The organism is Rhodococcus sp. IEGM 1241 (genome assembly GCF_033142365.1).
GTDB classification, from domain to species: domain Bacteria; phylum Actinomycetota; class Actinomycetes; order Mycobacteriales; family Mycobacteriaceae; genus Rhodococcus_F; species Rhodococcus_F erythropolis.
This window is the reverse complement of the sequence record NZ_JAWLSE010000003.1, coordinates 413,837-438,999: the sequence shown is the minus strand read 5'-3', so window position 1 is coordinate 438,999 and position 25,163 is coordinate 413,837. Positions and strand designations below refer to the sequence as shown.

The following is a 25,163-nucleotide window of genomic DNA, read 5'->3' as shown; positions in this document are numbered from 1 at the left end:
TCTGAAAATGGGCAGACGACGAACTATCCCATCTGGGGGACTGAATTGTCCGAAATACTACAATCTAAACAAGAACAGGTTCTAGAAGCGTCCTGTTCGATTAGGATCATTCGGTGCTTCCGGACCCTTTAGGTGACGCTGTCGGCGCCGACCACAAGGGCGGACGGCGAGCTGGTTCTCTGACGCCCTGGCTCGGGTTGGCGACGAGTCTGGCGGCGGCGTTCATGCAGTTGCTCGACGCGACGATCGTCAACGTCGCGCTTCCGAGTATCGCCGTCGATCTTCAAGCAGGCGTATCGGCGCAGTTGCTCATGGTCAGCGTGTACATCCTGGCTTTTGCGTGTTCGTTGATCACCGCGGCCAGGTTGGGGGACCTGTTCGGTCGTAGGGTTGTTTTTCTGACCGCCCTGTTCGTATTCGTCGCGGCCTCGTTGCTGTGCGGGCTCGCTCAGAGCGCGACGATGTTGATCGTCTTCCGGGGTTTGCAAGGGTTGGCGGCCGGTTCGATGTCCGCCCAGACGTTTGCCATCATCTCGGGTCTGTTTCCGAAGGCCAGGCATCCGCGAGTGTTCGGGATCTACGGTGCGACCATCGGGCTCGCAACGGTCAGTGGGCCTCTGATCGGCGGGCTGCTGATCGAGTGGAATCTCTTCGACTGGGGCTGGCGCCTGATCTTCTTCGTCAACATTCCGATCGGCATCGCCGCCTTGATTCTCGGGTATTTCCATCTCGTCGATGCTCGCGCTGAGCATGTGCGCTCACTGGACCTCATCGGCGCCGCACTGTCATCGCTGGCGCTGTTCCTGCTGATCCTTCCCCTGGCCGAGGGAAGGGCGCGTGGATGGCCCACAGGTCTTGTTGTCATGCTCGCGATGTCGGTGCCGGTGGCATTGGCGTTTGTGCTCTACGAATCGCGTCTGGCGAAACGAGGCGGCGATCCGGTCCTTCGTCTGGAGCTTTTCCGCGACCGAGCCTTCGCGATCGGCGCGGTTCTTGCGTTCGTATTCTTCGGAACCCTGACTTCGTTGATCTTCACCATCAGTCTCACGCTTCAGTTCGGGTTCGGGTTCTCCGCATTGCGAGCGGGCGTGATGACGCTCCCGTGGGCCGTCGGCATGGGCGTGGCTGCGGTTCTCTCATCCGCGGTGTACCGGATGCTTGGAAACCGCGTTCTGATCTTGGGCATGGTCGTCTTTGCCGGCTCGCTGATCGCGTTGTCGGTCATCCTCGAACACGAAGGAACTGATCCACGCTGGCTCGCGCTCGCCGGTCCTCTCCTCCTCGGGGGCGCAGGGCTCGGACTGTTCGTGGCGCCACTGCAGACCGCGATCCTCGCGACGGTCGAACCCGCGCACGCGGGTTCGGTGTCGGGGCTGCTACCGACCGTTCAGCAGGTTGGCAGCTCGATCGGACTGGCCTTGATCGGAGTGGTGTTCTTCTCGCTCGTCGCGGGGCAAGCTCCGCAAGCAGTGCAGGGGGAGCGGCCCGAGTACGTTGCGAATCTTGAAGCTGCCGGCGTGAATCCCGGCCTGGTCGACATCGCCGAAAAGGCATTTGTCGATTGCGCGACAAGTCAATTGGCATCCGGAACGCCGATGGAGGTGGCGCCGGAATGTCGCCGCGAAGGAACTGCCGGCGCCGGGGGCCAATCCGTTCAAGTGGCAGTTGATGCCGCGTACGCATCTACTCGCGCGGCGGCCGGCGAAGCGTTTCTCGAAGCCCAACGCCGCGTGCTCGCGATCATCGCAGCAATTGCGCTCGGCATCGGATTGGCCTCGACTGCCCTGCCGCGGGTCAATTCCCCAGTCTGAAAAAATACCCTTGACTCGAACGGGTGTTCGAGTATTCTCCTGAGTAGGGGATCGGGGGATTCAATGAGCGTGCTGTTGTCGGATGTGGTGTCCGGTTCTGCAGTGGGGTTGCGCGGACGACTGTGGCGGTTGACGGCTTCTGAGTTGAGTGCTGCTGCGGTGTCGGCGAGTGTGGAGATTCTTCGTCTCGAGGCTGTGCGGGTGGCGGTGGTGGACGAGTTGTCGTTGCGGCCGGATGATCAGGTGATCGCGAGCCGCGGGGTGGGTTGCTGGTTGGCGGCGAACACGATGCTGCAAATCCGGGACGGGAAGAAGATCGCCGCCCTCGGTGCAGCGCTACGGCCGTTTCCCGCGGTGGCGGCCCGGTTCGATGGCGGGGACTGCTCCTTCGATCATGCCGTGTTGATCGTGGCGTTCTGCGAGTCACCGCCGAAGGGGATGCCGGAGGAGGCGCTCCCTCGCTGTATCGATTTGTTGTTGGCTGCCGCGTCCGGGGTGGAGGCGACGACCACGAAAGTGCGGAGTGTTATCGCGACCTTGGAGCGAGTGTTCGAATCCGATGAGATTCCGCCTGCCGAAGATGTCGACCGGAACGAGTTGCGGATCGCGTCGACGTTGAATGGTCGGGTGGTGGTGCGCGGCGATTTCGATGCCCTCACCGGGGAAATGTTGTTGTCGGCGTTGTCGAATCTGACGATGCCCACCCCGGCACCCGATGGAACCCCGGACGCCCGGTCCGCAGCGAAACGCACGGCGGACGGGTTCACCGAACTGATCCGCCGGTATTTGGACTGCGCCAAGACCGGTACGGATGGTGGTCAGCGGCCGCATGTGAACGTGCACATCAACGCCCGTGATTTGGCTGAGCATCGGGGTTGTGCCGCACAGTCTTCGGATTCGGGTGATGACGGCTCACTGGAGCCGGCCGATCTCGATGTCGGGCACATGCCCTGGCTCGGACCACTGTCCGTCTCGCAGACCAGACTCCTCGGATGTGACTGCTTCCTCTCGACCGTTCTGCTCGACGGTCACGGGGCTCCGCTCGATGCGAAACCCGGGAAACGGTTGGTCTCTGCGGAGCAGCGCGTGGCGTTGATCGCGAGAGACAAGGGCTGCGCCTTCCCGGGGTGTGCGTGTGTACCGGCCTGGACCGACGCGCACCACATCCGGCACTGGGCCAACGGCGGGCCGACGGTGATGAACAACCTTGTCCTGCTGTGCCGTTCGCATCACCGGTTGATGCACCGAAAAGCCGGGTTCGTCGGGAAATGGGTGATCCGGATCGGAGTCGACAACAAACCGTGGTTCATCCCGCCGCCCTCGATCGATCCGCGGCAGCACCCGCGACCGGCGAACACCACATTCAAACCTGAGGGGTCAAACCTCTTCGGCGACAACAAAAACGACCAGCTTCGCATCGGCATGAACCCGATGCGAGGCTGGTCAGTGGTGCTTGAAAAAAACTTGCTTGGAGAAAACGTGCGTGGAGAAATCGTGTCAGAAGATGCTCTGCGTGCGCCAGAGATCCGAGACGGAAACCCCGACACGCTCGAGAAGTGTTCGTACCAAAGGTAATCCGATACCGATGACGCTCGATGGATCACCCTCGATTCTCTCCACGAACCAGCCGCCGAGACTGTCGAGCGTGAATGCTCCGGCGACTTGGAGCGGTTCGCCCGTTGCCAGGTACGCCTCGAGATCTTCGGTGGACGGTTGCGCGAAATGAACCACTGTTGCGCTGTGATCCGAGGCCATGCGAACGATGCGGCCGTCGGCGACGCGCAGGACACAGTGCCCGGTCAAGAGAGTGGCGCTGCGTCCGGCCATTGCGGCCCATCGCTTTCGGGCGATGTCTACGCTGCCCGGCTTGCCTTGAAGTTGCCCGTCGATCAGGAGCATCGAATCGCACCCGACAACGACTACGTCGGTGAGATTGTCGGCGGCAAGACCGGGAACGATCTCGGCGGCCTTGGCCTCCGCCAGCACCGTCACGACTTTTTCGGGAGCGGCGTCGGGGCCGAGGTTGTCGGCAATCTTGTCCTCGTCGACGCCGGAGACACGCACAAGCGGCGAAACCCCGGCCGCCCGCAGAACTGCGAGGCGAGCCGGGGACGCTGAAGCTAGAACCAGTTGAGTCACGTCAGCAAGTGATCGTCAGCTGCGACGGATCGCGGGGTTCAGGTACGCGTACGGCGAGAACGGCGCACGCGTGCGGTGGAACTGAGTCGGATCGCCCCAGGTCTCCGCGGGAACATTAGACTCGGGAGCCTGACCGCTGCCGGCAGCCGCGGCAAGCACGCTTACCAGTGCCGCGATCTCGACGTCGGTGGGCGAACCCTTGACGATCTTGATGACCGACGCGTCGGAGGTCGACGTCTCGGTCAGCTCCGTGAGCGAAGCGTCCGTCGCGCTTCCCTCGACGACCGCACCGTTGGTCGGTGCAGTCTCCGCCAGTGCGACATCTTCGCTGAGAATGTCCTCGGTGGTTGCGGTCATAGGGGAATGTTCCCATGCTTCTTGGGCGGAAGGGAAACGGCCTTGCGCTCGAGCAGTCGCAATGCGGAAACGATTTGTCCGCGGGTGTGCGACGGAGGAATGACAGCGTCGACGTATCCGCGCTCAGCGGCGACGTACGGGTTGACGAGGGTGTCCTCGTACTCGTTCTGCAGCTTGAGGCGCAATGCATCGACGTCTTCACCGTTCTTCGCGGCTTCGAGAAGCTGCTTGCGGTAGACGAATCCGACAGCTCCGGATGCACCCATGACGGCGATCTGAGCGGTCGGCCATGCCAGGTTCACGTCGGCGCCCATGTGCTTGGAGCCCATGACGTCGTACGCTCCGCCGTAAGCCTTGCGGGTGATGACCGTGATCTTGCCGACCGTTGCTTCGCCGTACGCGTAGAGGAGCTTCGCGCCGCGACGGATGATGCCGTTGTATTCCTGCTCGGTTCCGGGGAGGAAACCGGGAACGTCGACGAGGGTGATGATCGGGACGTTGAACGCGTCGCAGGTACGCACGAAGCGTGCGGCCTTCTCCGAGGCGTCGATGTCGAGGCAGCCCGCGAACTGGGTGGGCTGGTTGGCGACGATGCCGACCGAGCGGCCGTCGACGCGACCGAAACCGACGATGATGTTCATCGCGCGCTCGGCCTGGACCTCGAGGAACTCGTCGTCGTCGAGGATGCGACGGATGACCTCGTGCATGTCGTACGGCTGGTTGGCCGAATCCGGGATGAGGGTGTCGAGTTCGATGTCCTCAGCGGTCAGGCTGTCTTCGATCGAACCGACGATCGGGTCGGTGATCTCGCCGCGGGGAGCTGCTGCCTGGTTGTTGGACGGCAGGTAGCTGAGCAGGTCCTTGACGTAGTCGAGGGCATCCTGCTCGCCGGAAGCGACGTAGTGGGCGACTCCGGACTTGACCATGTGGGTGCGAGCACCACCGAGGTCTTCCATCGTGACGTCTTCACCGGTGACTGTCTTGATGACGTCGGGGCCGGTGACGAACATCTGGGAAGTCTCGTCGACCATCACGACGAAGTCGGTCAGTGCGGGGGAGTAGACGTGGCCGCCGGCGGCGGGTCCCATGATCAGTGAGATCTGGGGGATGACACCCGAGGCTTGGACGTTGCGGTGGAAGATCTCGCCGTAGAGGCCGAGCGAGACGACGCCTTCCTGAATGCGCGCGCCTGCACCTTCGTTGATGCCGACGAGGGGGCGACCGGTGCGGATCGCGAGGTCCATGACCTTGACGATCTTCTCACCGTAGATTTCGCCGAGCGATCCGCCGAAAACGGTGGCGTCCTGTGAGAAGACACAGACGTCGCGGCCGTCGATGGTGCCGTAACCGGTGACGACGCCGTCGCCGACCGGGCGGTTGTCAGCGAGACCGAAGTTCACACTTCGGTGCCGTGCCAGTGCGTCGAGTTCGACGAAGGAGCCCTCGTCGAGGAGGGCGGTGATGCGCTCGCGGGCGGTCAGCTTGCCTTTGGCGTGCACCTTGTCGATGGCGGCTTCGCCGCTCGGTGCCTGCGCCTGGGCTTGGCGATTCCGCAGGTCCGCGAGCTTTCCCGCGGTCGTGTGGATATCGGGTGCGGCCGCCGCCTCCGGCGCGTTCGGCTCTTGGACAGTGGTCATGGACGTGAGCTTAACGAGAGTGCGTGGGGGGCTTCGAAGGCAGGTCCGATTGTCGCTGTCTTGCAGGCTCAAGCTACTGACCAGTACATTCTCGCTGTCGTCATAGGCTGGGGCTATGTGGACCGACTTGAACCGACCGCCCCTCGACGGCAATGCCCTACGACGCGCACTCGTGCGCAGTGACAACGACGACGCGCGCGTTTTCTGGAACCGCCTCGACGTTGTCGAGGAGACCGGTTCGACGAACGCGGATCTCCTTGCGCGAGCGGCAGATCCGGATGCCGACCGTCACGTTCTGATCGCCGAGTATCAGGCGAGTGCCCGCGGCCGTCATTCGCGCACTTGGGTGAGTCCGCCGCAAGCGCAGATCTCGATGTCGGTTCTGCTGTCGATGCCCGGAATGAATCTCACGGACATGGGTTGGCTCCCGCTACTGTCGGGAATCGCGGTCGTCGACGCGCTGCGGAACGTGGCCGAAGTGCCCGCAGAACTCAAGTGGCCGAACGACGTTCTCATCGGTGACAAGAAGGTCGCCGGAATTCTGGCCGAGGTGGCAAGGACAGCGCCCGATCCCGCGGTGGTGGTGGGCATCGGGTTGAACGTGAGCCTGGGTGTCGAGGAGCTGCCCGTCCCGACCGCTACATCACTCCTCATCGAAGAAGCATCGACTGTCGACCGCGACACCCTCGTTCGAGCAATTGCCCGTGAGTTGGCGACGCAATTCCGTGCTTGGGAATCATCGAAATGGGATACATCTGTGTTGGCTGCCGAATACCGGCAGCGTTGCGGGACGCTGGGCAAACGAGTCCGCGCGGTCTTGCCGGGCGACAAGGAGGTGTTCGGTATCGCGACCGACATCGACACTTCCGGCCGCGTTGTCATCGAAATCGAGGGAACAGATGGGGAGACCTTTGCGGTCGCTGCGGGTGATATCACGCACCTTCGGGCCGCCCCGGTAGCCGAATCGTGAGCCTTGCCGGATTTTCTGGCACCAAAGTGCTAATTTTTGGCCCTGGCCGGTTTTCGAACCAACCGTCCGTCCTTCATTTCATTTAACTGCGGGATTTACTGAGCTGCCTAGGGGCGTCATGACCACACCGATCGTTGTTCCGACCGAAGCCGAGACGGCCGAGAGCGCTCGCCGCGTACTCACCGGTGTGACGGTGCTGCTCGGTGTCCTCACATTGGGCCTGGGTATCGCCGTACTCGCATGGCCGGATGCCACCCTTTTCGTGGTCGCGGTGGTCATTGCGATTCAGTTGTTCGGATTCGGAATCGTCCAGATCATCCGTTCGTTTGCGGACGTGACGGCTTCGGGTGGAACTCGGACGCTTGTCGCGATCTCCGGCGCGTTGGCAGTGCTCCTCGGATTCCTGGTTCTCCGTAGCCCTTTGCAGACGGTGGTTCTGATCGCATTGGTGATCGGTGCCTGGTGGGTATTCCGTGGCGTTCTCGATCTGGTCGACGCGGCGTCCGGGCACACCGTCGATCGCGGTCTGTCGATCGTGCTCGGAGTCATCAGCATCGTCGCGGGTGCAATCGTCCTTCTGCAGCCCGAACTTTCGCTCGACGTCTTCCGCATCGTGGTCGGCGTGTGGATGGTGCTGTACGGCATCATCATCGTCGTGACCCCGCTGGTGCTGCGAAAGATCGCGCAGCCCTGAACGTGCCCTGAAGATCGGTGTGCCTGAAAGTCGGTGTGCCTGAAAGTCGGTGCGGGATGGCAGACTTCCCGTCATGGGATATCCCGAAGACGCCCTCGCTCAGGACGAGGAACTGATACTGCATCGCCATCCTCATTGGAAGATGTTGGTGCTTCCGGCGCTGACGTTCGTGCTTGCGACGGCCGTCGCCGGGTTCTTGTTGGGCCTCGCACAGACGAGATTGGACGGCACGGCTCGCACCGTGTCGTCCATTGCCATCGGAATCATCTGGCTCGGTGTCGTGGCCTGGCGATCGGTTGCACCGTTCACGGTCTGGAAGTTCACGCACTTCATCGTCACCGATCGGCGAGTGCTCATCCGCCACGGAGTGCTCACGCATACCGGTATCGACATCCCCATGGGGCGGATCAGCAATGTTCAGTTCCGCCACGGCTTGATCGATCGAATGCTCAAGACCGGAACTCTGGTCATCGCCTCTGCCAGTGACGATCCGCTCGAGTTCGACGACATTCCTGACGTCGAGCACGTTCACGCCCTGCTGTATCACCAGGTTTTCGATTCCATGCAGCAGCCACCATCGCAGCCACCGCAACGGCCGGCGGGTGAAAACGACGACCCGAACGATCGAAATGGCTGGTAATCAACGTGCAAAGGCGTGTTGTCCGTAGTCTGTTCGTGTGACTGCCGTATTGCTAGCCGAAGACGACGAGGCCATTGCCGCACCCCTCTCCCGCGCACTGGGGCGTGAAGGGTATTCGGTGACGGTCGAACCGACCGGACCCGCTGCGTTGCAGCAGGCGCTCGAAGGTGATTTCGATCTGTTGATTCTCGATCTCGGCCTTCCGGGCATGGACGGCCTCGAGGTCTGTCGACAGATTCGTGCGCATCGCACCTCGCTCGCCGTGCTGATGTTGACCGCCAGGACCGACGAAGTCGACTTCGTGGTCGGGTTGGACGCCGGCGCCGACGACTACGTCAGCAAGCCGTTTCGTCTCGCCGAGTTGATGGCACGTGTGCGAGCACTCCTGCGTCGCCACGGTGGCCGCGAGGACACGATCGTCGAGGTCGGTGGCATCAGGCTCGAGCCCGCGGCACGACGCGTACTCGTCAACGGCTCCGAAATCGCCTTGGCCAACAAGGAATACGAACTTCTGCGGGTCCTCCTCGAACATGCCGGGGAAGTAGTATCGCGCGATACGATCCTTCGTGAGGTGTGGGGCGACGTCGAGCTTCGTGGATCGAAGACGCTCGACATGCACATGTCGTGGCTGCGCCGCAAGATCGGTGACGAGGGCCCTGCCGTGGAACGCAGAATTGCCACCGTCCGCGGTGTCGGTTTCCGAATCAACACCGACTAACTTCTCGAGAATCAGGAACTGCCGGCATGCGGCGTCGCATATTGCAGTCGATTCTCGCTGTCGTGATCATGACGGCGTTGCTGCTGGGGGTTCCGCTGATCTACACGGCGTGGCTCTGGGTGGAGGACGTGACGCGAAGTGATCTCCGGGTGCGCCTCGACCGGATGGCCGCTGAGGTCATCGCGCAAGAGGGGACGAACGGGCTCGTCGAAGGTGCGTTGAACACCGATTCGCTCAAGGTTCTCACCCCGAACGACGGGCGCCTCGTCGTCGTGTATCCGACCGTCGTCGACGGCGCTGCACGCGTCGACGTCGGTGAGGCGACGGTCAAGAACGCACTCGTCGAATCGCTCGCGATGGGAACGTCCGGCTCGTTGCGTCTCGAGGTGCCGTCGGAGAACCTGCGCACCCAGCAGAAGCAAGCGGTGATGGCCGTCGGTGTGCTCGTGCTTCTGTCCATCACGGCAGGCACCGTGGTCGCTGTGGTCACTGCGCGTCGGCTTGCCGATCCGCTGCAGGATGTGGCCGACCGGGCGGCACGCCTCGCCGAAGGTGACTTCCGGCCGGATCCTCGTCGGCACGACATCCCCGAGCTCGACCGCGTGTCCGACGTCCTCGACGCGGCAACTGTGGAGATTTCGGTGCGGCTGCAACGAGAACGCGCGCTGGTCGCGGATGTCTCGCATCAACTGCGCAGTCGACTGACTGCAGTGCGGCTGCGCTTGGACGAGTTGTCCGTTCACGAAGATCCTGACGTCGTGAACGAGGCCGAGGAAGCCATGGCGCAAGTGGACAGGCTCACCGACGGAATCGACGACCTGATTCGCTCGTCGCGCACCAGTGGGTCATCGGCGAGTCTGGTGTCGGTAGTCGGCGAGCTGGAACAGGTGACCCGCGACTGGCAGGCTCAGTTCGACGGAGAGGGACGCAGGCTCCGCCTACGCGGCGATCGCGCGGTGATGGCCGCGACCACAGGTTCGCGTCTGCGTGAAGCTGTTTCCGTGCTGGTCGACAATTCGTTCGAACACGGTGAAGGCACGTGCACGGTGTCTGTCCGATTGATCGACGGTACCGGTCGCAGTTCGTCTCGTCGTGACTCGATGGTGTGCGTCGAGGTCACCGACGAAGGCTCCGGCGTGGAGAACGATCTTGCACCGCACATCTTCGACAGAGGATTTTCGGGGGCCGGGTCCACCGGCGTCGGTTTGGCGCTCGCACGTGCACTGATCGAGGCCGACGGGGGCCGACTGGAACTGCAGAGGCGTAAGCCTGCCTTGTTCGCGGTCTTCCTGCCGGTGGCCAACACTGCGCCGACCGCGGACGTCGTTCCGCACCGCGAACCGCGCTGACCGAAAGGCTCGCGCAGACGGAAAACTCAGGAGTGCCCGAGCTCCTCTTCGGCATCAGGAATGACCGGGTCAGGCGCCGTGGTTTCGGATAACGCCGTGGTTTCGGATAACGCTGTGGTTTCGGACAATCCTGTGGTGTCGGACAGTTCGAGCGGTTCCGGATTCTCGTCGGGAAACACGAACTTGCGGAAGGCCCAGAATCGGAACGCCATCTGCAGCAGGTTGCCGATGACGTACGCACTGATGAAGTCGGCGATGTTCTCCGTCGCCAAGCTGACTTCGGGTACGCGCAGGTTGAAGACGTAACTGGAGATGTAGAGCGGTATGAAGCTGATGACGACGCCGATGGCGCTGATGATGAAGAACAGCGCAGCTTCGTGCGCTGGCTCACGGCCACCACGGTTCTTGAACGACCACTCGCGGTTGAGAATGTACGACGCGATCACCGCGACGACGCCGGCGATGATCTTGGCCGTGATCGGCTTGGATTCGAGGATCGACAGCTTGAGCGTGTAGAAGATGCCTGAGTCGATCAGGAAGGTAGTTCCGCCGACGATCGCGAATTTGATCAGCTCGCTGTGACGCAGAGCGATGTCACGAAACGGTTGGGGTATGCGGGCAATGACCCCGTCGACAAATGGCACAACAGATGAGTTTACGAAACGAAACCGCGTTACCACCAATTTGCCGCGGATTCATCAGCAGAATCACAGATTGGGAACGCTGAATGAACGGGCGAACGCGGCACATGACAACATAGAGAGCCGTGACCGGCAACAACGATCCCGCGCAGATCCCCGCCCGCCCGACCACCCCTCGACCGGCAAAAGCATCCATGCCCGTCGTCACCATGATCGGTGGCGGACAGTTGGCCAGGATGACTCACCAGGCGGCGGTGGCCCTGGGCCAGACGCTCCGAGTGCTCTCCGGGACTGCGGACGAGCCGGCAGCTCAGGTCAGCCCCGATGTCGTGCTCGGTAGCCACACCGACCTCGACGCTCTTCGCCGCGCAGCGGTCGGTTCCAACGCGTTGACGTTCGACCACGAGCACGTGCCGACCGAACATCTCGAGGTTCTTGTTGCCGAAGGCGTGAACGTTCAGCCTCCGCCGCAGGCTCTGATCTTCGCTCAGGACAAATTGCTGATGCGTCGCAAACTTGCCGAACTGGGCGCACCTGTACCCGCGTACGCCGAAGTGACGTGGGCGGAAGACGTCGTGCGTTTCGGTGCCGAACACGGTTGGCCGCTTGTCATCAAGGCAACCCGCGGAGGCTACGACGGCCGGGGCGTCTGGATCACCGATGATCAGGACGAAGCAGAAGCCATTGTCACCGAGCAGTTGGACAGGGGTGTTCCGCTGATCGTCGAGGAAATGGTCTCGATGCGTCGGGAACTGTCTGCCATGGTTGCGCGGTCGCCGTTCGGACAGGGCGCTACGTGGCCGGTCGTAGAGACCGTTCAGCGCAACGGCCAGTGCGCCGTCGTGATCGCACCTGCCCCCGCCCTTTCGAGTGCCGTTGCCGAGGAAGCCGAACAATTGGCGCTGCGCATCGCTTCCGAGTTGGGTGTCGTCGGCTCGATGGCCGTCGAACTCTTCGAGACGGCTGACGGCACTCTCGTGGTCAACGAGCTGGCAATGCGCCCGCACAACTCCGGTCACTGGACGATGGACGGCGCACGCACCTCTCAGTTCGAACAGCATCTGCGTGCCGTTCTCGACTACCCGCTCGGCGACACCTCGCCGATCGCGCCGGTCACGGTGATGGCAAACGTTCTGGGTGCACCGGAAGCGCCCGAGATGACGATGGACGAGCGTGTCCATCACCTCTTCGCGCGGATGCCCGATGCGAAGATCCACCTGTACGGCAAGGGTGAGCGCAAGGATCGCAAGATCGGCCACGTCAACATCGTCGGCGGCGCCGGATCCATCGACGATCCGAATTACGTTGCCGCAGTTCGCGAACGCGCCGAGCGCGCAGCACATTGGCTTTCGTATGCAGTTTGGACCGACGGATGGGATGTACACGGTGAGTGAGAGCGCGCAGGTCGGCCTGATCATGGGCAGCGATTCGGATTGGCCGATCATGGAAGCTGCAGCCGAAGCTCTGGCCGAGTTCGGTATCCGCTTCGAGGTCGGTGTCGTCTCGGCGCATCGCACGCCTCAGCGGATGCTCGACTACGCCAAGGAAGCCGCGGGCCGCGGAATCAAGGTCATCATCGCCGGTGCCGGTGGCGCCGCGCATCTTCCGGGCATGGTTGCCTCGGCTACACCGTTGCCGGTCATCGGTGTTCCGGTGCCGCTCAAGTACCTCGACGGTATGGATTCACTCCTCTCGATCGTGCAGATGCCGGCCGGCGTCCCGGTGGCGACGGTCTCGATCGGCGGCGCTCGCAACGCCGGTCTGTTGGCCGCTCGGATCCTCGGCGCTTCGGATCCCGCACTGCAGCAGCGGATGGTGGCTTTCCAGGAGAGCCTCGAGGCGATGGTGCTCGACAAGGACAAGGCGCTCCGCGAGAAACTGCTGGGCTGATCTTCTCGTGTGTGCACGGCGTGGGCTGCCGCTGATCCGAGCGAGTCGGGGCAGCGCGCAGTCCGCATTCGTCACTCGCGTCGCCCTGTTCTACGCCGGGATTCTCGGCGCGGACATCCGCTTCGACGACGAGTCCGGGATCTTTGTCGCTTCCGGGCTGCGCGGCGGGTTCGCCAGAGGCGGAACGACTCTCGGTGGTGTGTACCTCACCCGGCGAAACACGACTCGATCCGTCCTTCGCCACGAGGCCGTTCACGCGGACCAATGGGCCAGGTACGGAATCGTATTCGGGCTGCTGTACCTGCGTGAGGAGTTGCGTCATCGCGGTCCGCGGAACCGATTCGAAATCGAGGCCGGTCTCGAAGACGGCGGTTACCGCACCTGAGTGAAAGCTCGTCAGTAAAAGCTACTCTTGGCGGCATGGCTCGTTTTCCGACTAGTGAACGCTTCGTCCGCTGGAGCGCGGAACATGCTCGCGGTGTGGACATCTGCATTGCGACGGTTGCCGCACTGTTCAGCGTTGTCGTTGCGGTCGAGGCGAGTCCGCTGGCGGTGTTCGTCTCGCTGGGTATGACCGTTCCGTTGGCATGGCGACGCTCGCGCCCCGAACTCTCCGGCATGGTGATCGCAGGGTTCGCAGTTCTACACGTGATCTTCATCGGCAACACACTGCTCGCATCGGCCGTTGTCGTGCCCATCTCCCTGTACGCGCTGGCCGCCTATGGCGCTCGGTGGAGTTCGCTCACCGGCCTGGTGCTCGCGTTGCTCGGCTCGATTGCCGGAACTGTTCGATACTTCGGCTACGACGGAATCCCGGTGTCTTCGCAGGTCATGCAGTCCGTGGCCGTCATGATCTTCATGCTCGCGGTCTGGGCGTTCGGTGATTTGCGTCGAGTTCGCACCAAACAATTGGAAGGTCTGACCGAGCGCGCACGGTTGCTCGAACTCGAGCGTGCGCAGGAAGCGGAAATCGCGACGATCAGCGAACGCTCGAGGATTGCGCGCGAGATGCACGACATCGTCGCGCATTCGTTGACCGTTGTCATCGCTCAGGCTGACGGCGGACGCTACAGCGCGGCCAAGGATCCTCAGGCTGCAATCCAGGCGCTCGAAACCATTGCCTCCACCGGTCGCCAAGCGTTGACCGACATGCGATCGCTTCTGTCCGTCCTGCGTGAGGACACGCCCCGGGATTTCTCGGTGATCCCGGGCGCCGGTGATATCGACAGTCTCTTCCACGAGTTACGCAGCAGCGGACTCGACATCGCCGTCAGTGTGACCGGTGAACCACGCGAACTCTCTGCGGGTGCGGGGTTGACGGCCTATCGCATCGTCCAGGAATCGCTGACGAACGTTCTCAAACATGCGGGGCCAGGAGCACAGGCGAGCGTCGAGATGACTTGGGCTGAAACCGAACTCGTTCTCGGCATCACCGACGACGGACGAGGCGGCAGCGCCGCGCTGGTCGAATCGTCACCAGGCGGGCAGGGCCTGATCGGAATGGCCGAGCGCGCCAAACTGCACGGAGGCAAAGTAACCGCCGGGCCGAAATCAGGCGGCGGATACAGTGTCCGGGCCGTCCTGCCGTATGAACGAACGTCTGGGTAGGTCTTGAAACGTCTGAAGGTCTTAAGGTGAGTGGCATGGACGAACACGTGGCTCCGATCGCAGTGGCACTGATCGACGATCAGCAGCTGGTCCGCGCAGGTTTTCGAATGGTCATCGACTCGCAGCCGGATTTGTCCGTGGTGGTCGAGGCTTCGGACGGTCAGCAGGCCTTGACCGAGTTGGCGGCCCGACATGTCGACGTCGTCCTGATGGATGTCCAGATGCCGAAGATGGACGGCATCGAGGCGACCCGTCGGCTCCTGGCCGACCCCGATGCGCCGAAGGTCGTGGTGCTCACCACCTTCGACAACGACGAGTACGTGATGTCGGCAATCAGGGCGGGCGCCAGCGGCTTCCTGCTCAAGGACGTGCCACCGGAACAGTTGCTCGACGCCATCCGCACCGTGCATCGCGGGGACGCGGTGATCGAAGCTCGGGCCACTCGGCGACTGCTTCAGCACGTCGGACCTCTCCTGGAAGGTTCGGCGCCCGAATCGCAGTTGCCCGAAGAGCTGACACCGCGCGAGGTCGAGGTGCTCGAGGCCATGGCGTACGGGCTGTCGAATTCGGAGATCGCCGCAAAATTCCACGTCTCCGAAACGACAGTGAAAACCCATGTCGGACGGGTTCTTTCGAAGACTCATTCACGTGATCGTGTGCAGGCCGTCGTCTTTGCCTTCCAGATCGGACTTGTCCGGCGCGCAGATCTCCTGGGAACCGAGGGCTGACGCGCAGCCCTGTTCAGTCCTACCCCGGGATGACACCGGGCTCTCCAAGATCGCCCCGCGCTCCGACGCGGAGACCACTTGCGCTGCAATAACGTCGATTCCGTCATAGCGAGAAGCTTTACGGAGGGCAAAAAATGCATGCGCACACCACGACGGAACCAGCCGCAGTGCCGGCGATCACTGCCCGCGGTGTCACCAAGGTGTACGGCACCGGTGAGACCACGGTTCACGCGCTCGGCGGGGTCGACGTGGACTTCGGTCGTGAGCGGTTCACCGCGATCATGGGCCCGTCCGGCTCCGGAAAGTCGACGCTCATGCACTGTCTGGCCGGGCTCGACACGGTTTCGGGCGGACAGGTCTTCCTGGGCGACACCGAAGTCACGAAACTCGGCGACACGGAACTCACCGAACTTCGACGCGAGCGAATCGGATTCGTCTTCCAAGCGTTCAACCTGCTACCGGTGCTCACTGCTCGGGAGAACATGCTGCTGCCGATGAAGCTGGCGGGTAGTGAACCCTCGCCCGAGTGGATGGACGAGGTGATCGGGAAACTGGGCCTGTCGAAGCGCCTCGACCACCTGCCGCACGAGTTGTCCGGTGGTCAGCAGCAGCGTGTAGCTGTCGCCCGCGCACTACTGCCGCAGCCCGACGTGATTTTTGCCGACGAGCCCACGGGAAATTTGGATTCCCGTTCCGGGACCGAGGTTCTGGGCCTCTTGCGCACCAGTGTTCGGGAGACCGGTCAGACGGTTGTCATGGTGACACACGATCCGGTGGCGGCGTCGTATGCGGACCGAGTCGTGTTGATCGCGGACGGGTGTATTGCCGGAGAGATCGACCGTCCCACCGTCGACTCGGTGATCGGTGCCATGCGAGCACTCGGTGCCGACGACCTGGCTGATGTTCCTGCAGTTTCGGGTGCACTGCGATGAGGGGTCTGGCCTTTGCCCAGGCGCGGGCACATGCCGGGCGCTATGTGGCTTCGATACTCGCCGTGGTGATCGCAGTCGGATACATCGTCGCGACTTTGACATTGAGCTCGACGGTCGATGCGAGTGTGAGTAAATCACTTGCGACGCAATACGAAACCACGGATGTCGTCGCCTCCGGTCCAGGCGTGACGGAAGCACTGCTGAGTGCGGTGCCGGGCGTCTCGGCAGTCGCCGACGACGTGTCGACGTATGTTCGCGTCGACTCCGAGGCAAAGGGCGCGTCCTACGGGGATGCTCTCTCGATCGCCGACAATCCCGAATTGCGTTGGGAGAACTTGTCGGAGGGTTCGCTTCCGGCCGGTCTGGGGCAGGTGTTGGTGAGCGCGGACTCCGGGATACCGACGGGTGCCCGAATCGCTGTCACGGCAAGGGATTCGACGGTCGGTGCCGCTGCGCCCACCGCGCAGGTGGTCGGGCTGGTCGATCTCTCCGGTTCGGCGCAACGACTGGGCGGGATCAAGATATTCACCACCGCCGAGCAGGTGAGCGCGTGGGCCGGGGACAGCGCCAAACGTGAGTTCCGTGTCGCCGGTGACGGTTCGCGCTCTCAGCAACAACTCGTGGATTCGATCGCGAGCGCGTTGCCCGCGGACTCCACCGTGTTGACGGGAGAAGAAGCCACCGACAACGCGGCAGCGGAATACATGGGTGGCACCAAGATCCTCAGCACGGTGTTGCTCGCCTTCGGTGCCATTGCCGTTGTTGTTGCCGCGCTGGTGATCGCCAATACGTTTGCCGTTCTGCTCGCCGCGCGCACTCAGGAACTCGCGTTGCTGCGATGCGTCGGCGCCACAGCCAAACAGGTTCGCCGGAGCATTCGCAGCGAAGCCGCTGCGGTCGGCGTGATCGCCTCGGTGATCGGCGTCGGACTCGGTGTCGGACTTGCCTGGGCGATCGGTCGCGTAGCAACGGCCGCAGATGTGCCGGTGCCTCTTTCGTCACTGAGCGTCACCCCGGTGACCGTGCTGGTCGGTCTTGCCGTTGGCATCGTGATGACGATGCTCGCTGCATCTGCGCCCGGGCGGGCGGCAACGAGGCTCTCCCCGCTCGCGGCACTGCAGCCGATGGAGTCCAAGCCCGAGAGCGTTCAGGTATCGGTCGTGCGCCGGGTTCTGGGCGTCGTGATACTGCTCGCGGGCATCGCGATGACCGTCCTGGGAGTGACGAATCAGCAGGTGCCGGCGGCGACTGCCGGTGGACTCTTTTCGTTCCTGGGGATCGCAGCACTGTCCGGGCGAATCGTGCCCGCGCTGATCAATGCCGCCGGCGGAGTGCTGGCGAGACTGATCGGTCCGGTGGGAAGCCTGGCAGCAGGCAACGCCGGTCGGAACCCACGCCGGACCTCGGCGACAGCCACGGCCCTGTTGATCGGTGTGGCCTTGACGAGCACGCTCGTCGTGGGAATCGCGACGGTCAAGGAAGCCGCACCCGCGGCGATGGACAGTCAATTCCCCGTCGACGTCATGGTGAGCAGTTCCGGTTCGGCACCGCTTCCCGCAGGGTTGGGCACAGACATCGCCGCGGTCAACGGCGTCGGCGCGGTGAGCGGTCTGGACAAGGCCGAACTGACGATCGACGGGCGCGGTTCGTTGACCGGGTTCGGTGTCGACGCTGCCCAGGTGAAAGATGTTCTGCGTACCGAGATCTCGGTACCCGCGGCCGGTCAGTTGGTGCTCTCGCCCGCTGACCTGACCGAATACAAACTCTCGGTGGGCGAGACGGCGACGGTGCGCGGAGATCGCGGTGCCGTCAACGTCAGCGTGGTCGAGGGTGTGAAAGGTCAACCAGCGCTGTTGGATCGAGGCGATCTGGGTGCAGCGGCCACTGCGCCGACCACCGATTCCTACTGGGTCAGGTTGGGGACGGACACCGACGAAGAGGCGCTCGCTGCCACCGACCGCATCACCGAACTGGCACGCCAGGAAGCTCCGGGCAGCGATGTTCAAGGAATGACCGAAATGCGCTCGGCTCTCGATTCGATCCTCGACACCATGCTCATGGTGGTTGCCGGGTTGCTGTCGGTAGCGGTGTTGATCGCTCTGATCGGGGTGGGAAACACCATGGCACTGTCGGTTCTCGAACGGCGCCGCGAATCCGGACTGCTTCGCGCACTCGGACTGACCAAGAAGGGAATTCGAGCCATGTTGATCTGGGAAGCACTGCTGGTGGCAGGAGTTGCATCGGTGATCGGAGTGCTGTTCGGGATGGTGTTCGGTGTAGCCGGTACCGCCTCGGTGTTCGGGATCGAGGACGTCGCCCTCAGCGCAGTGCCGTGGGCGCAATTGGTAGCCATCGTGTTGATCGGCGGAATCTGCGGTGTGATCGCGTCACTGCTCCCCGCTAGGAGGGCGGGGCTGGTGTCACCGGTGACAGCTCTCGCGAGCTAGCGTTCAGAACTGCTTCGTGACCTTCTCGGTGCCCACTCGGCGCGCGGTAGCTTCCGCGTCCGGGTGGGCTACCTGCACGAGTGAGGCGCCCGCGGCGAGAACGGCCAGAAGCCCGTCGATCAATTCGTCTGCCGTGTCCCACGTGCGGCTGGAGAGGACACGATCCGTCGACGCCAATTCGACGTTCTTCGACGATGCCCGTGCGGCGTCGATCGTGTCCGCTACGGACCGGCCTTCCAGCGCCGAACCGGCTCCGGCGCTACGGAACTGGTCGCCGTGGACACGAATGGAGGTTGCGTAGTCGGCGACGCCGAGCGGAAGATCGCTCAAACCTTTGCCGAACGCGTCGAGTGAGAGTGCGGCTACTTCCGGTACGTCCGCAACATCGTCCAGACGGTCGGCAGTGACAAAAGCCAGTTCGGCGTCGGCGTCGGGGGAGAGGACGACCTCACCGCCTGCCCACCACACACCCAGCAAGACGGCGACGCTCTGCCAGTGCGCGGGAAGCAGCACGGCAACTTTGCCGCCGGGCTCGAGGGCGAACTCGTCCCGAACCATGTTCGCTGTCTTTGCCGCCCAGTTGGCCAGAGTGCTCGCAGACAATTCGATGCGCTCGCCGGTGGCGTCGTCGTAGTAGGTCACGCGAGGGCCGGCCGGGTCGGCAGCCAGGATCGGTCCGAGGAGGGCGTCGGTCAGGTTGTCTACAGGCGAAGGCACGTAATCAGCTTACGCAGCCGTCCAGTTCACACCGCTTTCAGTTCACACAGTTTTCAGTTGACACAGCGCGGGCCGTTGGAGGCTGCGTCGATCGGCGGACCGGGAGGGGCAGGGGTGGGACTGGTCTCGGTGGTGCTCGCCGATTCAGTCGTGCTTGTCGCGCCTTCGGACGGGGATACCGCGTCCGCGGACTGCGGTCCGCTGTAGTCCTCGGCAATGACAACCCGAACCTTGCCCGAGGACAATGACGAATCCGCCTTGACCGTCAGACCGCCGAGTGCCTCGGCCACCGCGAGTGCAGCGTCGTCGTCCGCGGACTTTGCGAACACCGTCGATTCGGAGACGTCGGAGCCGGTGTTGTTGCCGACCTGTCCCTGCTTGTACCCGAGGGCACTCAATGCCTCGGAAGCCCCGCTGGCCAACCCCGCGATGTCGCTCGCGTTAGCGACGTCGACCGTGATCGAGGACGCATTCACGGTGGTCGGTGCCTCGGAGGTCTCCTCCGAGTCCTCGCTGTCGGCGCCGACCAATCCGGCGATGTACTTCTTGACGGCCTTGGGATCGACCTTGACGATGGACTCGCCGTAATCGGTCATGCCGTTGATGTCGAGAACGGGAATGGTCTCGAATTGCACCTTTCCGCCGGCCAGATTCTGCAACTGCTTGGCGAATTCGATGATGTCCCAGTCGTCGTCGATGACGACGGAACGCTGAACGGCCGAGGTCAACTGACTGAGCTTGCCCGGGTCACTGAGGGTTTTTGCGCTGAGTACCTTACTGACGAGGGACGCCATGAACACCTGCTGGCGCACGATCCGGTCCAGGTCGCCGCGAGGAAGGTCGTGTCGTTGTCGCACGAAGCTCAGCGCGTCGGCGCCGTCAAGTGTCTGTTTCCCGGCTGCGAAGTTGGCTCCGGACATCGGTTCGTCGACTGGCGCGTTGAGGCAGACGTCGACTCCGCCCACTGCGTTGGTCAGCAGGACGAATCCGAGTAGACCGACTTCGGCGTAGTGATCGACGGTGATGCCGGTCAGATTTCCTACCGCTCCGATGAGCGCGGTCCGGCCGGCTTCCGTCGACTTCTTGTCTGCGTCGCTGTCGGACGACCCGTTGTTGACCAACTTCAGTCGCTCGGTTTCCTTGGTGGCACCGAACGCGGCGTTGATCTTCGACATACCGATACCGGGGACGTTGACGTACGCGTCTCGGGGAATCGAGATCGCGGTTGCCGAACTTCCGTCGTTGGGGACGCGGATCAAGATGATGGTGTCGGTGTTGGACGCAACTTCCTCACCAGCGCGCAACGAGTCGAGCTCGCTTTGTGAAAGCGGGTTGCCGTGTGCGTCGGTGCGACTGTCGGTTCCCACCATCAGAATGTCGATGGCTCCGTCCTTGCCCCCACCGAGGCCGAGTCCGCTTGCAGTGGCAAGGCTGTTTCTCAACGAGTCCACACCTCGCCATGCGAACCCGGTGACCAGCAGTACGAGCACGGAGAGCACCGCGACCGCTATGCGAGCCGGGCTCGTCTTGGTCCGAATCGGCGCAGGTCGTGGACGCGCGCGGCGCTGCGGTTGCTGGTGGGACACCCCTTCAGGTTACTGGTCCGATGCTCGGCCGCGGGTACCTCGACGCGGCGTGCCAGACTCAACCATGTGACGAATATCCTGCTCACCGGCGCCCGAGGGCAGCTCGGAACACGTATCGATGCTCTCGCAACGTCGGCGGGTCACACTGTGACGGCCGTCGGTTCCCGCGAGCTCGACATCACAGACAGCCGCGCGGTCGACGACTTCGTCTCGCCCGATTCGGTGCTGATCAACTGCGCTGCGTACACGGCGGTCGACGCCGCCGAGACCGACCAGGAGGCAGCGAGGGCGGTCAACGAGATCGGACCGCTGAATCTCGCGCGAGCGTGTGCGCGGGCCGGTTCGCGGTTGATCCACGTTTCGACGGACTACGTCTTTCCGGGCGACGCGAGCGCGCCATACGACGTCGATGCACCGACCGGTCCCGCGACGGTCTACGGCCGAACCAAGCTGGACGGCGAGATCGCAGTACGAGAGTCGGGGGCCGACGTGGCCGTTGTCCGTACCGCGTGGGTGTATTCGGGTGTCGGTACGGATTTTGTCGCCACGATGCGCAGGCTCGAAGCCGAACGAGAATTCGTGAACGTCGTGGACGACCAGATCGGGTCACCCACGTACAGCGTCGATCTGGCCGGCGGCATCGTCGAACTTGCGCTGCGGGACTTCACGGGTGCGTCGACATTCCACCTGACCAACGGCGGGCAAGCCAGTTGGTACGAGTTGGCGCGAGCGGTGTTCGAGGAGATCGGAGCAGACCCGGCGCGGGTGCGCCCGTGCAGCAGCGCGGACTTCGTGCGCCCTGCGCCCCGCCCGGCATATTCGGTTTTGTCCGAGCGCGCGTGGGTTACCGCGGGAATGACGCCGCTGCGTCCGTGGCGAGAGGCTCTGCACGCCGCTCTGGCGTGAGCATTGTTCGGGGCAGTGCCCGTGGGCGGCTAGGCTGACCGGCGTGAGTCCCAAGCTGGCCGTGGTAACGGTGACGTACTCCCCAGGCGAGCATCTCGAGAATTTCTTGAGCACGCTCGCCGCGGCGACGACAGAAAAACCCCAGGTCATCATGGCCGACAACGGGTCGACCGATGGTGCGCCGGAGGCGGCGGATGCCAAGTACGAGCATGTTCGTCTGCTTCGTACAGGGGGAAACATCGGCTACGGCGGAGCGATAAATCGGGCTGTGGCGGAGATCGATTCGTCGATCGAATTTGTCGTGATTTCCAATCCTGACGTCCAATGGGCACCCGGTTCACTCGACGAATTGGTCGCTGCGGCAAATCGGTGGCCAAGGGCCGGTGCACTGGGGCCGAAGGTCCTCGAACCGGACGGCAGCGTCTATCCGTCGGCACGAACGGTGCCCGACATCACCTCGGGCGTCGGGCACGCGTTGCTCGGCACCGTGTGGCCGAAGAACCCGTGGACTGCCCGTTACCGTCAGGAGAACGAGGCCGTCACCGAGCGCTCCGTCGGTTGGCTTTCCGGGTCGTGCCTGTTGGTCCGACGTGATGCCTTCGACGCCATCTCCGGGTTCGACTCGCGATACTTCATGTACATGGAGGACGTCGATTTCGGTGATCGCCTCGGAAAAGCCGGGTGGCTCAATGTCTTTGTTCCCTCCGCTGTCGTGACCCATGCCAAAGGCCATGCGGCAGGCCGGCATCCGGAACTGATGCTGCCCGCTCATCATCGCAGCGCATACCAGTTCCAGGCTGATCGTCATCCGCACTGGTGGCAGGCTCCGCTGCGACTTGCCTTGCGCGGTGGCCTGGCCGTGCGGTCCAAGATCGCCGTAGCTTCTGCTGTTCGCGAGCGCGCTCGCACCGACGACTCGACCGACAACCCATCAGTTTCGAACCACGGGGGAAAATGATGTCCGATCCGAATCCGACCGACGCCGTAATCCTGGTAGGCGGCAAGGGCACTCGGCTGCGTCCGTTGACGCTGTCGGCGCCCAAGCCGATGCTTCCGACAGCCGGCCTTCCGTTCCTGACGCATCTGCTTGCCAGGATCGAGGCTGCCGGTATCAAGCACGTGGTGCTCGGAACATCTTTCAAGGCAGAGGTATTCGAGGACTACTTCGGCGACGGCTCCAAGATGGGGCTCGAGATCGACTACGTCTTCGAGACCGAGCCGCTGGGCACCGGTGGCGGAATCCGCAACGTACTCCCGAAGTTGCGCGGCGACAACGTCATGGTGTTCAACGGTGACGTGCTCGGTGGCACCGACCTGAACGCCATTCTCGAGACCCACGAGAAGACGGACGCCGACGTGACACTTCACCTGGTTCGTGTGGGAGACCCGCGTGCATTCGGTTGTGTTCCGACCGACGAGGACGGACGAGTCTCGGCATTCCTGGAGAAGACCCAGGATCCGCCGACGGATCAGATCAACGCCGGCTGCTACGTCTTCAAGCGCGAGATCATCGAACAGATCCCGGAGGGACGACCGGTATCGGTCGAGCGCGAGGTGTTCCCGAATCTCCTGGCCGAGGGCAAGCGGGTGTTCGGCCACGTCGACTCGTCGTACTGGCGTGACATGGGAACCCCCGAGGACTTCGTTCGCGGTTCCGCCGACCTGGTGCGAGGCATCGCGCCTTCGCCGGCTCTCGAAGGTCCGCGCGGCGAGTCGCTCGTTCACCCCGGGGCGGGAATTGCGCCTGGCGCCGTCCTGATCGGCGGCACGGTTGTCGGCCGTGGCGCAGAAGTCGGCGCAGGTGCGCGCCTCGACGGTGCGATTCTCTTCGACGGCGCCGTTGTGGAAGCCGGTGCGGTAGTCGAACGATCGATCCTCGGATTCGGCGTCCGTATCGGACCACGAGCACTGGTCCGCGACGCCGTCATCGGAGACGGCGCGGACATCGGTGCGCGGTGCGAATTGTTGCGCGGCGCACGTGTGTGGCCGGGAGTGACGCTGCCGGACGGTGGCGTGCGCTTCAGCACAGATGTGTGATCGTTAGCTGACCTACTGGAATACTGGCGGGTATGACTTCTCTTCCGAGCCGTTACGTTGCCCTCGGTGACTCGTTCACCGAGGGCGTCGGCGACGCCGACGAACGATTCCCCAACGGTCTGCGCGGGTGGGCAGACCGAGTGGCCGAGCAGCTGGCGGTGAACAACCCCGAGTTCCGCTACGCCAACCTGGCGATTCGTGGTCGCCTACTCGGACCGATCATCGACGAGCAGTTGGAACCCGCTCTGGCGTTGAAGCCCGATCTGGTGACCATCTACGCCGGCGGAAACGACATGATGCGTCCGAAGCTCGACATCGACGCGATGGTCGCCCGCTACGATTCGGCAATCGGCCAGCTCACTGCTTCCGGTGCGCAGGTTCTCATGTTCACCGCATACGACACCGGATGGTCCGCCTTCTTCGGCAAGCTCCGCGGACGCCTGGCGATTTACAACGAGCTTGTTCGCGAGGTAGCGGACCGCCACGGCGCGACCCTCGTCGACTTCTGGCGATTCTCCGAATATCAGGACCTACGGATGTGGGACTGGGATCGCCTCCACATGTCGCCCGCCGGGCACGAGAACATGGCGACGCGGGTGCTCGACGTACTGGGCGTCGAACACGGATTGATCGCGCCCGACCTCGGGCCTGCGCCGGTTCTCACGAAAGCGGAAACTCGTCGCGAGGATCGTCAATGGGCGCGAGAGTTCTTGGTGCCGTGGGTAGCTCGGCGCGTGAAGGGAACATCTTCGGGCGACGGCGTGAGCGCCAAGCAACCCGAGCTGTCTCCGATTCAGTCCTGATTCTTGCGCTGATGGGCGAGCGCTACCAGGTGGTCGATGGTCTCGCGTTCGGCAGTCGGCGGTAGCGCGTCCACTGGCCACCACCGGAGGTCGGTGGACTCCGCGCTGCGGACGATATGTGAATTGTCCGGCGCCACAACAAGAAACCGTAGATCGAGATGTCTGGTCGGGACCCCGAGTGAGCACGTGATCGGATGTGTGTGGGCGGAGAGTAGGTCCGCGTCTATCCGAACGTCGTGAATTCCGGACTCCTCACGAGCCTCCCGCAATGCCGCATCGACTACCGTCTCGTCGTCGGGCTCGCAGTGACCTCCGAGCTGAATCCACCTGCCCACCTTGGGATGCAGGGTCAGTAAGACGTGGCAGCCACTCTCGTCGAGAACCAGAGACGACGCGGTGATGTGTCCTGGGGCATGGCGACGAAGGCAGCCGTCCGGAGCCGAATCGAGGAACGCGAGCATCGTGTGCCGCAGTGACTCGTCCGCTTCGGAGGACGTCGACCAGCCCTCCAGGACGCCCTTGGCGGAGGCGTGCAGCGATTCGGCTGACATGA

General features: G+C 63.3%; 24 protein-coding genes and 1 pseudogene. 18 read left to right on the top strand and 7 right to left on the bottom strand.

The features are described 5' to 3' along the window. Positions 1 to 113 precede the first annotated feature (113 nt). Entirely contained in the window at positions 114 to 1,811 is a 1,698-nt protein-coding gene (locus R4P70_RS17040) for an MFS transporter (protein ID WP_019747749.1), read from the top strand. Positions 1,812 to 1,874: 63 nt separating this feature from the next. Beyond that, positions 1,875 to 3,179 (top strand): annotated as a pseudogene (locus tag R4P70_RS17035) (DUF222 domain-containing protein); the annotation flags it as partial. A 129-nt stretch (positions 3,180 to 3,308) separates the two neighbouring features. On the opposite strand, the gene R4P70_RS17030 reads toward R4P70_RS17035, so the two are convergent. Genes R4P70_RS17030 through R4P70_RS17020 form a run of 3 tightly spaced genes read right to left on the bottom strand, consistent with a single transcriptional unit; the run spans position 3,309 to position 5,944 of the window. Beyond that, positions 3,309 to 3,950, bottom strand: coding sequence for a Maf family protein (locus R4P70_RS17030; RefSeq protein ID WP_007731146.1), 642 nt, complete (start codon positions 3,948 to 3,950; stop codon positions 3,309 to 3,311). Positions 3,951 to 3,965: 15 nt separating this feature from the next. After that, a complete protein-coding gene (locus R4P70_RS17025) occupies positions 3,966 to 4,307 on the bottom strand; it encodes an acyl-CoA carboxylase subunit epsilon (RefSeq protein ID WP_019747751.1) in 342 nt (113 codons plus the stop codon). Continuing rightward, positions 4,304 to 5,944, bottom strand: a complete 1,641-nt coding sequence (locus R4P70_RS17020; RefSeq protein ID WP_003940853.1) for an acyl-CoA carboxylase subunit beta — start codon at positions 5,942 to 5,944, stop codon at positions 4,304 to 4,306. The genes R4P70_RS17025 and R4P70_RS17020 overlap by 4 nt, the downstream gene beginning before the upstream one ends. 115 nt (positions 5,945 to 6,059) lie before the next feature. Here R4P70_RS17020 and R4P70_RS17015 point away from each other — a divergent pair, with 115 nt between their 5' ends. The 5 genes from R4P70_RS17015 to R4P70_RS16995 all read left to right on the top strand — a co-directional run bounded on the left by R4P70_RS17015 (position 6,060) and on the right by R4P70_RS16995 (position 10,315). Further along, positions 6,060 to 6,914, top strand: a complete 855-nt coding sequence (locus tag R4P70_RS17015) for a biotin--[acetyl-CoA-carboxylase] ligase (protein ID WP_020907080.1) — start codon at positions 6,060 to 6,062, stop codon at positions 6,912 to 6,914. A 118-nt stretch (positions 6,915 to 7,032) separates the two neighbouring features. Beyond that, positions 7,033 to 7,608, top strand: a complete 576-nt coding sequence (locus R4P70_RS17010; RefSeq protein WP_003941007.1) for an HdeD family acid-resistance protein — start codon at positions 7,033 to 7,035, stop codon at positions 7,606 to 7,608. Between the two features lie 73 nt (positions 7,609 to 7,681). Next, positions 7,682 to 8,248, top strand: coding sequence for a PH domain-containing protein (locus tag R4P70_RS17005; RefSeq protein ID WP_021343702.1), 567 nt, complete (start codon positions 7,682 to 7,684; stop codon positions 8,246 to 8,248). A gap of 37 nt (positions 8,249 to 8,285) precedes the next feature. Continuing rightward, the gene (locus tag R4P70_RS17000; protein ID WP_003940916.1) at positions 8,286 to 8,966 is read left to right on the top strand and encodes a response regulator transcription factor; all 681 of its coding nucleotides are present in this window, start codon (positions 8,286 to 8,288) and stop codon (positions 8,964 to 8,966) included. 26 nt (positions 8,967 to 8,992) lie between these two features. After that, positions 8,993 to 10,315, top strand: coding sequence for a sensor histidine kinase (locus R4P70_RS16995; RefSeq protein WP_019747754.1), 1,323 nt, complete (start codon positions 8,993 to 8,995; stop codon positions 10,313 to 10,315). A 26-nt stretch (positions 10,316 to 10,341) separates the two neighbouring features. On the opposite strand, the gene R4P70_RS16990 is transcribed toward R4P70_RS16995, so the two are convergent. Further along, a complete protein-coding gene (locus R4P70_RS16990; RefSeq protein ID WP_021332550.1) occupies positions 10,342 to 10,959 on the bottom strand; it encodes a GtrA family protein in 618 nt (205 codons plus the stop codon). A 191-nt stretch (positions 10,960 to 11,150) separates the two neighbouring features. On the opposite strand from R4P70_RS16990, the gene R4P70_RS16985 reads away from it, so the two are divergent. The 7 genes from R4P70_RS16985 to R4P70_RS16955 all read left to right on the top strand — a co-directional run bounded on the left by R4P70_RS16985 (position 11,151) and on the right by R4P70_RS16955 (position 18,561). After that, complete coding sequence (locus R4P70_RS16985) at positions 11,151 to 12,350, top strand: 5-(carboxyamino)imidazole ribonucleotide synthase (RefSeq protein WP_279393701.1); 1,200 nt, start codon at positions 11,151 to 11,153, stop codon at positions 12,348 to 12,350. Continuing rightward, positions 12,334 to 12,846 (top strand): 5-(carboxyamino)imidazole ribonucleotide mutase, encoded by a 513-nt coding sequence (gene purE / locus R4P70_RS16980; protein WP_047890252.1) that lies wholly within the window; start codon positions 12,334 to 12,336, stop codon positions 12,844 to 12,846. The genes R4P70_RS16985 and purE overlap by 17 nt, the downstream gene beginning before the upstream one ends. Positions 12,847 to 12,853: 7 nt before the next feature. Beyond that, a complete protein-coding gene (locus tag R4P70_RS16975; RefSeq protein WP_020907086.1) occupies positions 12,854 to 13,231 on the top strand; it encodes a hypothetical protein in 378 nt (125 codons plus the stop codon). A 35-nt stretch (positions 13,232 to 13,266) separates the two neighbouring features. Beyond that, a complete protein-coding gene (locus tag R4P70_RS16970) occupies positions 13,267 to 14,454 on the top strand; it encodes a sensor histidine kinase (protein WP_019747758.1) in 1,188 nt (395 codons plus the stop codon). A gap of 35 nt (positions 14,455 to 14,489) precedes the next feature. After that, entirely contained in the window at positions 14,490 to 15,182 is a 693-nt protein-coding gene (locus tag R4P70_RS16965) for a response regulator (RefSeq protein WP_019747759.1), read from the top strand. Between the two features lie 134 nt (positions 15,183 to 15,316). Further along, positions 15,317 to 16,114, top strand: a complete 798-nt coding sequence (locus R4P70_RS16960) for an ABC transporter ATP-binding protein (RefSeq protein WP_021343705.1) — start codon at positions 15,317 to 15,319, stop codon at positions 16,112 to 16,114. After that, positions 16,111 to 18,561, top strand: coding sequence for an ABC transporter permease (locus R4P70_RS16955; RefSeq protein ID WP_031333156.1), 2,451 nt, complete (start codon positions 16,111 to 16,113; stop codon positions 18,559 to 18,561). The genes R4P70_RS16960 and R4P70_RS16955 overlap by 4 nt, the downstream gene beginning before the upstream one ends. A gap of 3 nt (positions 18,562 to 18,564) precedes the next feature. Here R4P70_RS16955 and R4P70_RS16950 read toward each other — a convergent pair whose 3' ends face one another. Next, positions 18,565 to 19,278, bottom strand: coding sequence for a TIGR03089 family protein (locus R4P70_RS16950; protein WP_019747762.1), 714 nt, complete (start codon positions 19,276 to 19,278; stop codon positions 18,565 to 18,567). A gap of 53 nt (positions 19,279 to 19,331) precedes the next feature. Next, entirely contained in the window at positions 19,332 to 20,816 is a 1,485-nt protein-coding gene (locus R4P70_RS16945; RefSeq protein ID WP_243617269.1) for an LCP family protein, read from the bottom strand. A gap of 114 nt (positions 20,817 to 20,930) precedes the next feature. Between R4P70_RS16945 and rfbD the strand changes: the two genes are divergently transcribed. The 4 genes from rfbD to R4P70_RS16925 are packed head-to-tail and all read left to right on the top strand — an operon-like array spanning position 20,931 to position 24,610. Next, entirely contained in the window at positions 20,931 to 21,770 is an 840-nt protein-coding gene (gene rfbD, locus R4P70_RS16940) for a dTDP-4-dehydrorhamnose reductase (protein ID WP_243617113.1), read from the top strand. Between the two features lie 43 nt (positions 21,771 to 21,813). Then, positions 21,814 to 22,728 (top strand): glycosyltransferase family 2 protein, encoded by a 915-nt coding sequence (locus R4P70_RS16935; protein WP_019747765.1) that lies wholly within the window; start codon positions 21,814 to 21,816, stop codon positions 22,726 to 22,728. Further along, positions 22,725 to 23,807, top strand: coding sequence for a sugar phosphate nucleotidyltransferase (locus R4P70_RS16930; protein WP_019747766.1), 1,083 nt, complete (start codon positions 22,725 to 22,727; stop codon positions 23,805 to 23,807). The genes R4P70_RS16935 and R4P70_RS16930 overlap by 4 nt, the downstream gene beginning before the upstream one ends. Positions 23,808 to 23,839: 32 nt before the next feature. Then, entirely contained in the window at positions 23,840 to 24,610 is a 771-nt protein-coding gene (locus R4P70_RS16925) for an SGNH/GDSL hydrolase family protein (protein WP_019747767.1), read from the top strand. Here R4P70_RS16925 and R4P70_RS16920 read toward each other — a convergent pair. Further along, entirely contained in the window at positions 24,601 to 25,161 is a 561-nt protein-coding gene (locus tag R4P70_RS16920) for an NUDIX hydrolase (RefSeq protein ID WP_019747768.1), read from the bottom strand. The genes R4P70_RS16925 and R4P70_RS16920 overlap by 10 nt on opposite strands. Positions 25,162 to 25,163 lie beyond the last annotated feature (2 nt).

Excerpts from the sequence above, each read along its gene's own strand:
- R4P70_RS17025 (WP_019747751.1), bottom strand. The coding sequence starts at position 4,307 with ATGACCGCAACCACCGAGGACATTCTCAGCGAAGATGTCGCACTGGCG.
- R4P70_RS17020 (WP_003940853.1), bottom strand. The coding sequence starts at position 5,944 with ATGACCACTGTCCAAGAGCCGAACGCGCCGGAGGCGGCGGCCGCACCC.
- R4P70_RS17015 (WP_020907080.1), top strand. The coding sequence starts at position 6,060 with ATGTGGACCGACTTGAACCGACCGCCCCTCGACGGCAATGCCCTACGA.
- R4P70_RS17010 (WP_003941007.1), top strand. The coding sequence starts at position 7,033 with ATGACCACACCGATCGTTGTTCCGACCGAAGCCGAGACGGCCGAGAGC.
- R4P70_RS17005 (WP_021343702.1), top strand. The coding sequence starts at position 7,682 with ATGGGATATCCCGAAGACGCCCTCGCTCAGGACGAGGAACTGATACTG.
- R4P70_RS16995 (WP_019747754.1), top strand. The coding sequence starts at position 8,993 with ATGCGGCGTCGCATATTGCAGTCGATTCTCGCTGTCGTGATCATGACG.
- R4P70_RS16985 (WP_279393701.1), top strand. The coding sequence starts at position 11,151 with ATGCCCGTCGTCACCATGATCGGTGGCGGACAGTTGGCCAGGATGACT.
- purE (WP_047890252.1), top strand. The coding sequence starts at position 12,334 with ATGTACACGGTGAGTGAGAGCGCGCAGGTCGGCCTGATCATGGGCAGC.
- R4P70_RS16970 (WP_019747758.1), top strand. The coding sequence starts at position 13,267 with ATGGCTCGTTTTCCGACTAGTGAACGCTTCGTCCGCTGGAGCGCGGAA.
- R4P70_RS16965 (WP_019747759.1), top strand. The coding sequence starts at position 14,490 with ATGGACGAACACGTGGCTCCGATCGCAGTGGCACTGATCGACGATCAG.
- R4P70_RS16960 (WP_021343705.1), top strand. The coding sequence starts at position 15,317 with ATGCATGCGCACACCACGACGGAACCAGCCGCAGTGCCGGCGATCACT.
- R4P70_RS16955 (WP_031333156.1), top strand. The coding sequence starts at position 16,111 with ATGAGGGGTCTGGCCTTTGCCCAGGCGCGGGCACATGCCGGGCGCTAT.
- R4P70_RS16930 (WP_019747766.1), top strand. The coding sequence starts at position 22,725 with ATGATGTCCGATCCGAATCCGACCGACGCCGTAATCCTGGTAGGCGGC.
- R4P70_RS16925 (WP_019747767.1), top strand. The coding sequence starts at position 23,840 with ATGACTTCTCTTCCGAGCCGTTACGTTGCCCTCGGTGACTCGTTCACC.
- R4P70_RS16920 (WP_019747768.1), bottom strand. The coding sequence starts at position 25,161 with ATGTCAGCCGAATCGCTGCACGCCTCCGCCAAGGGCGTCCTGGAGGGC.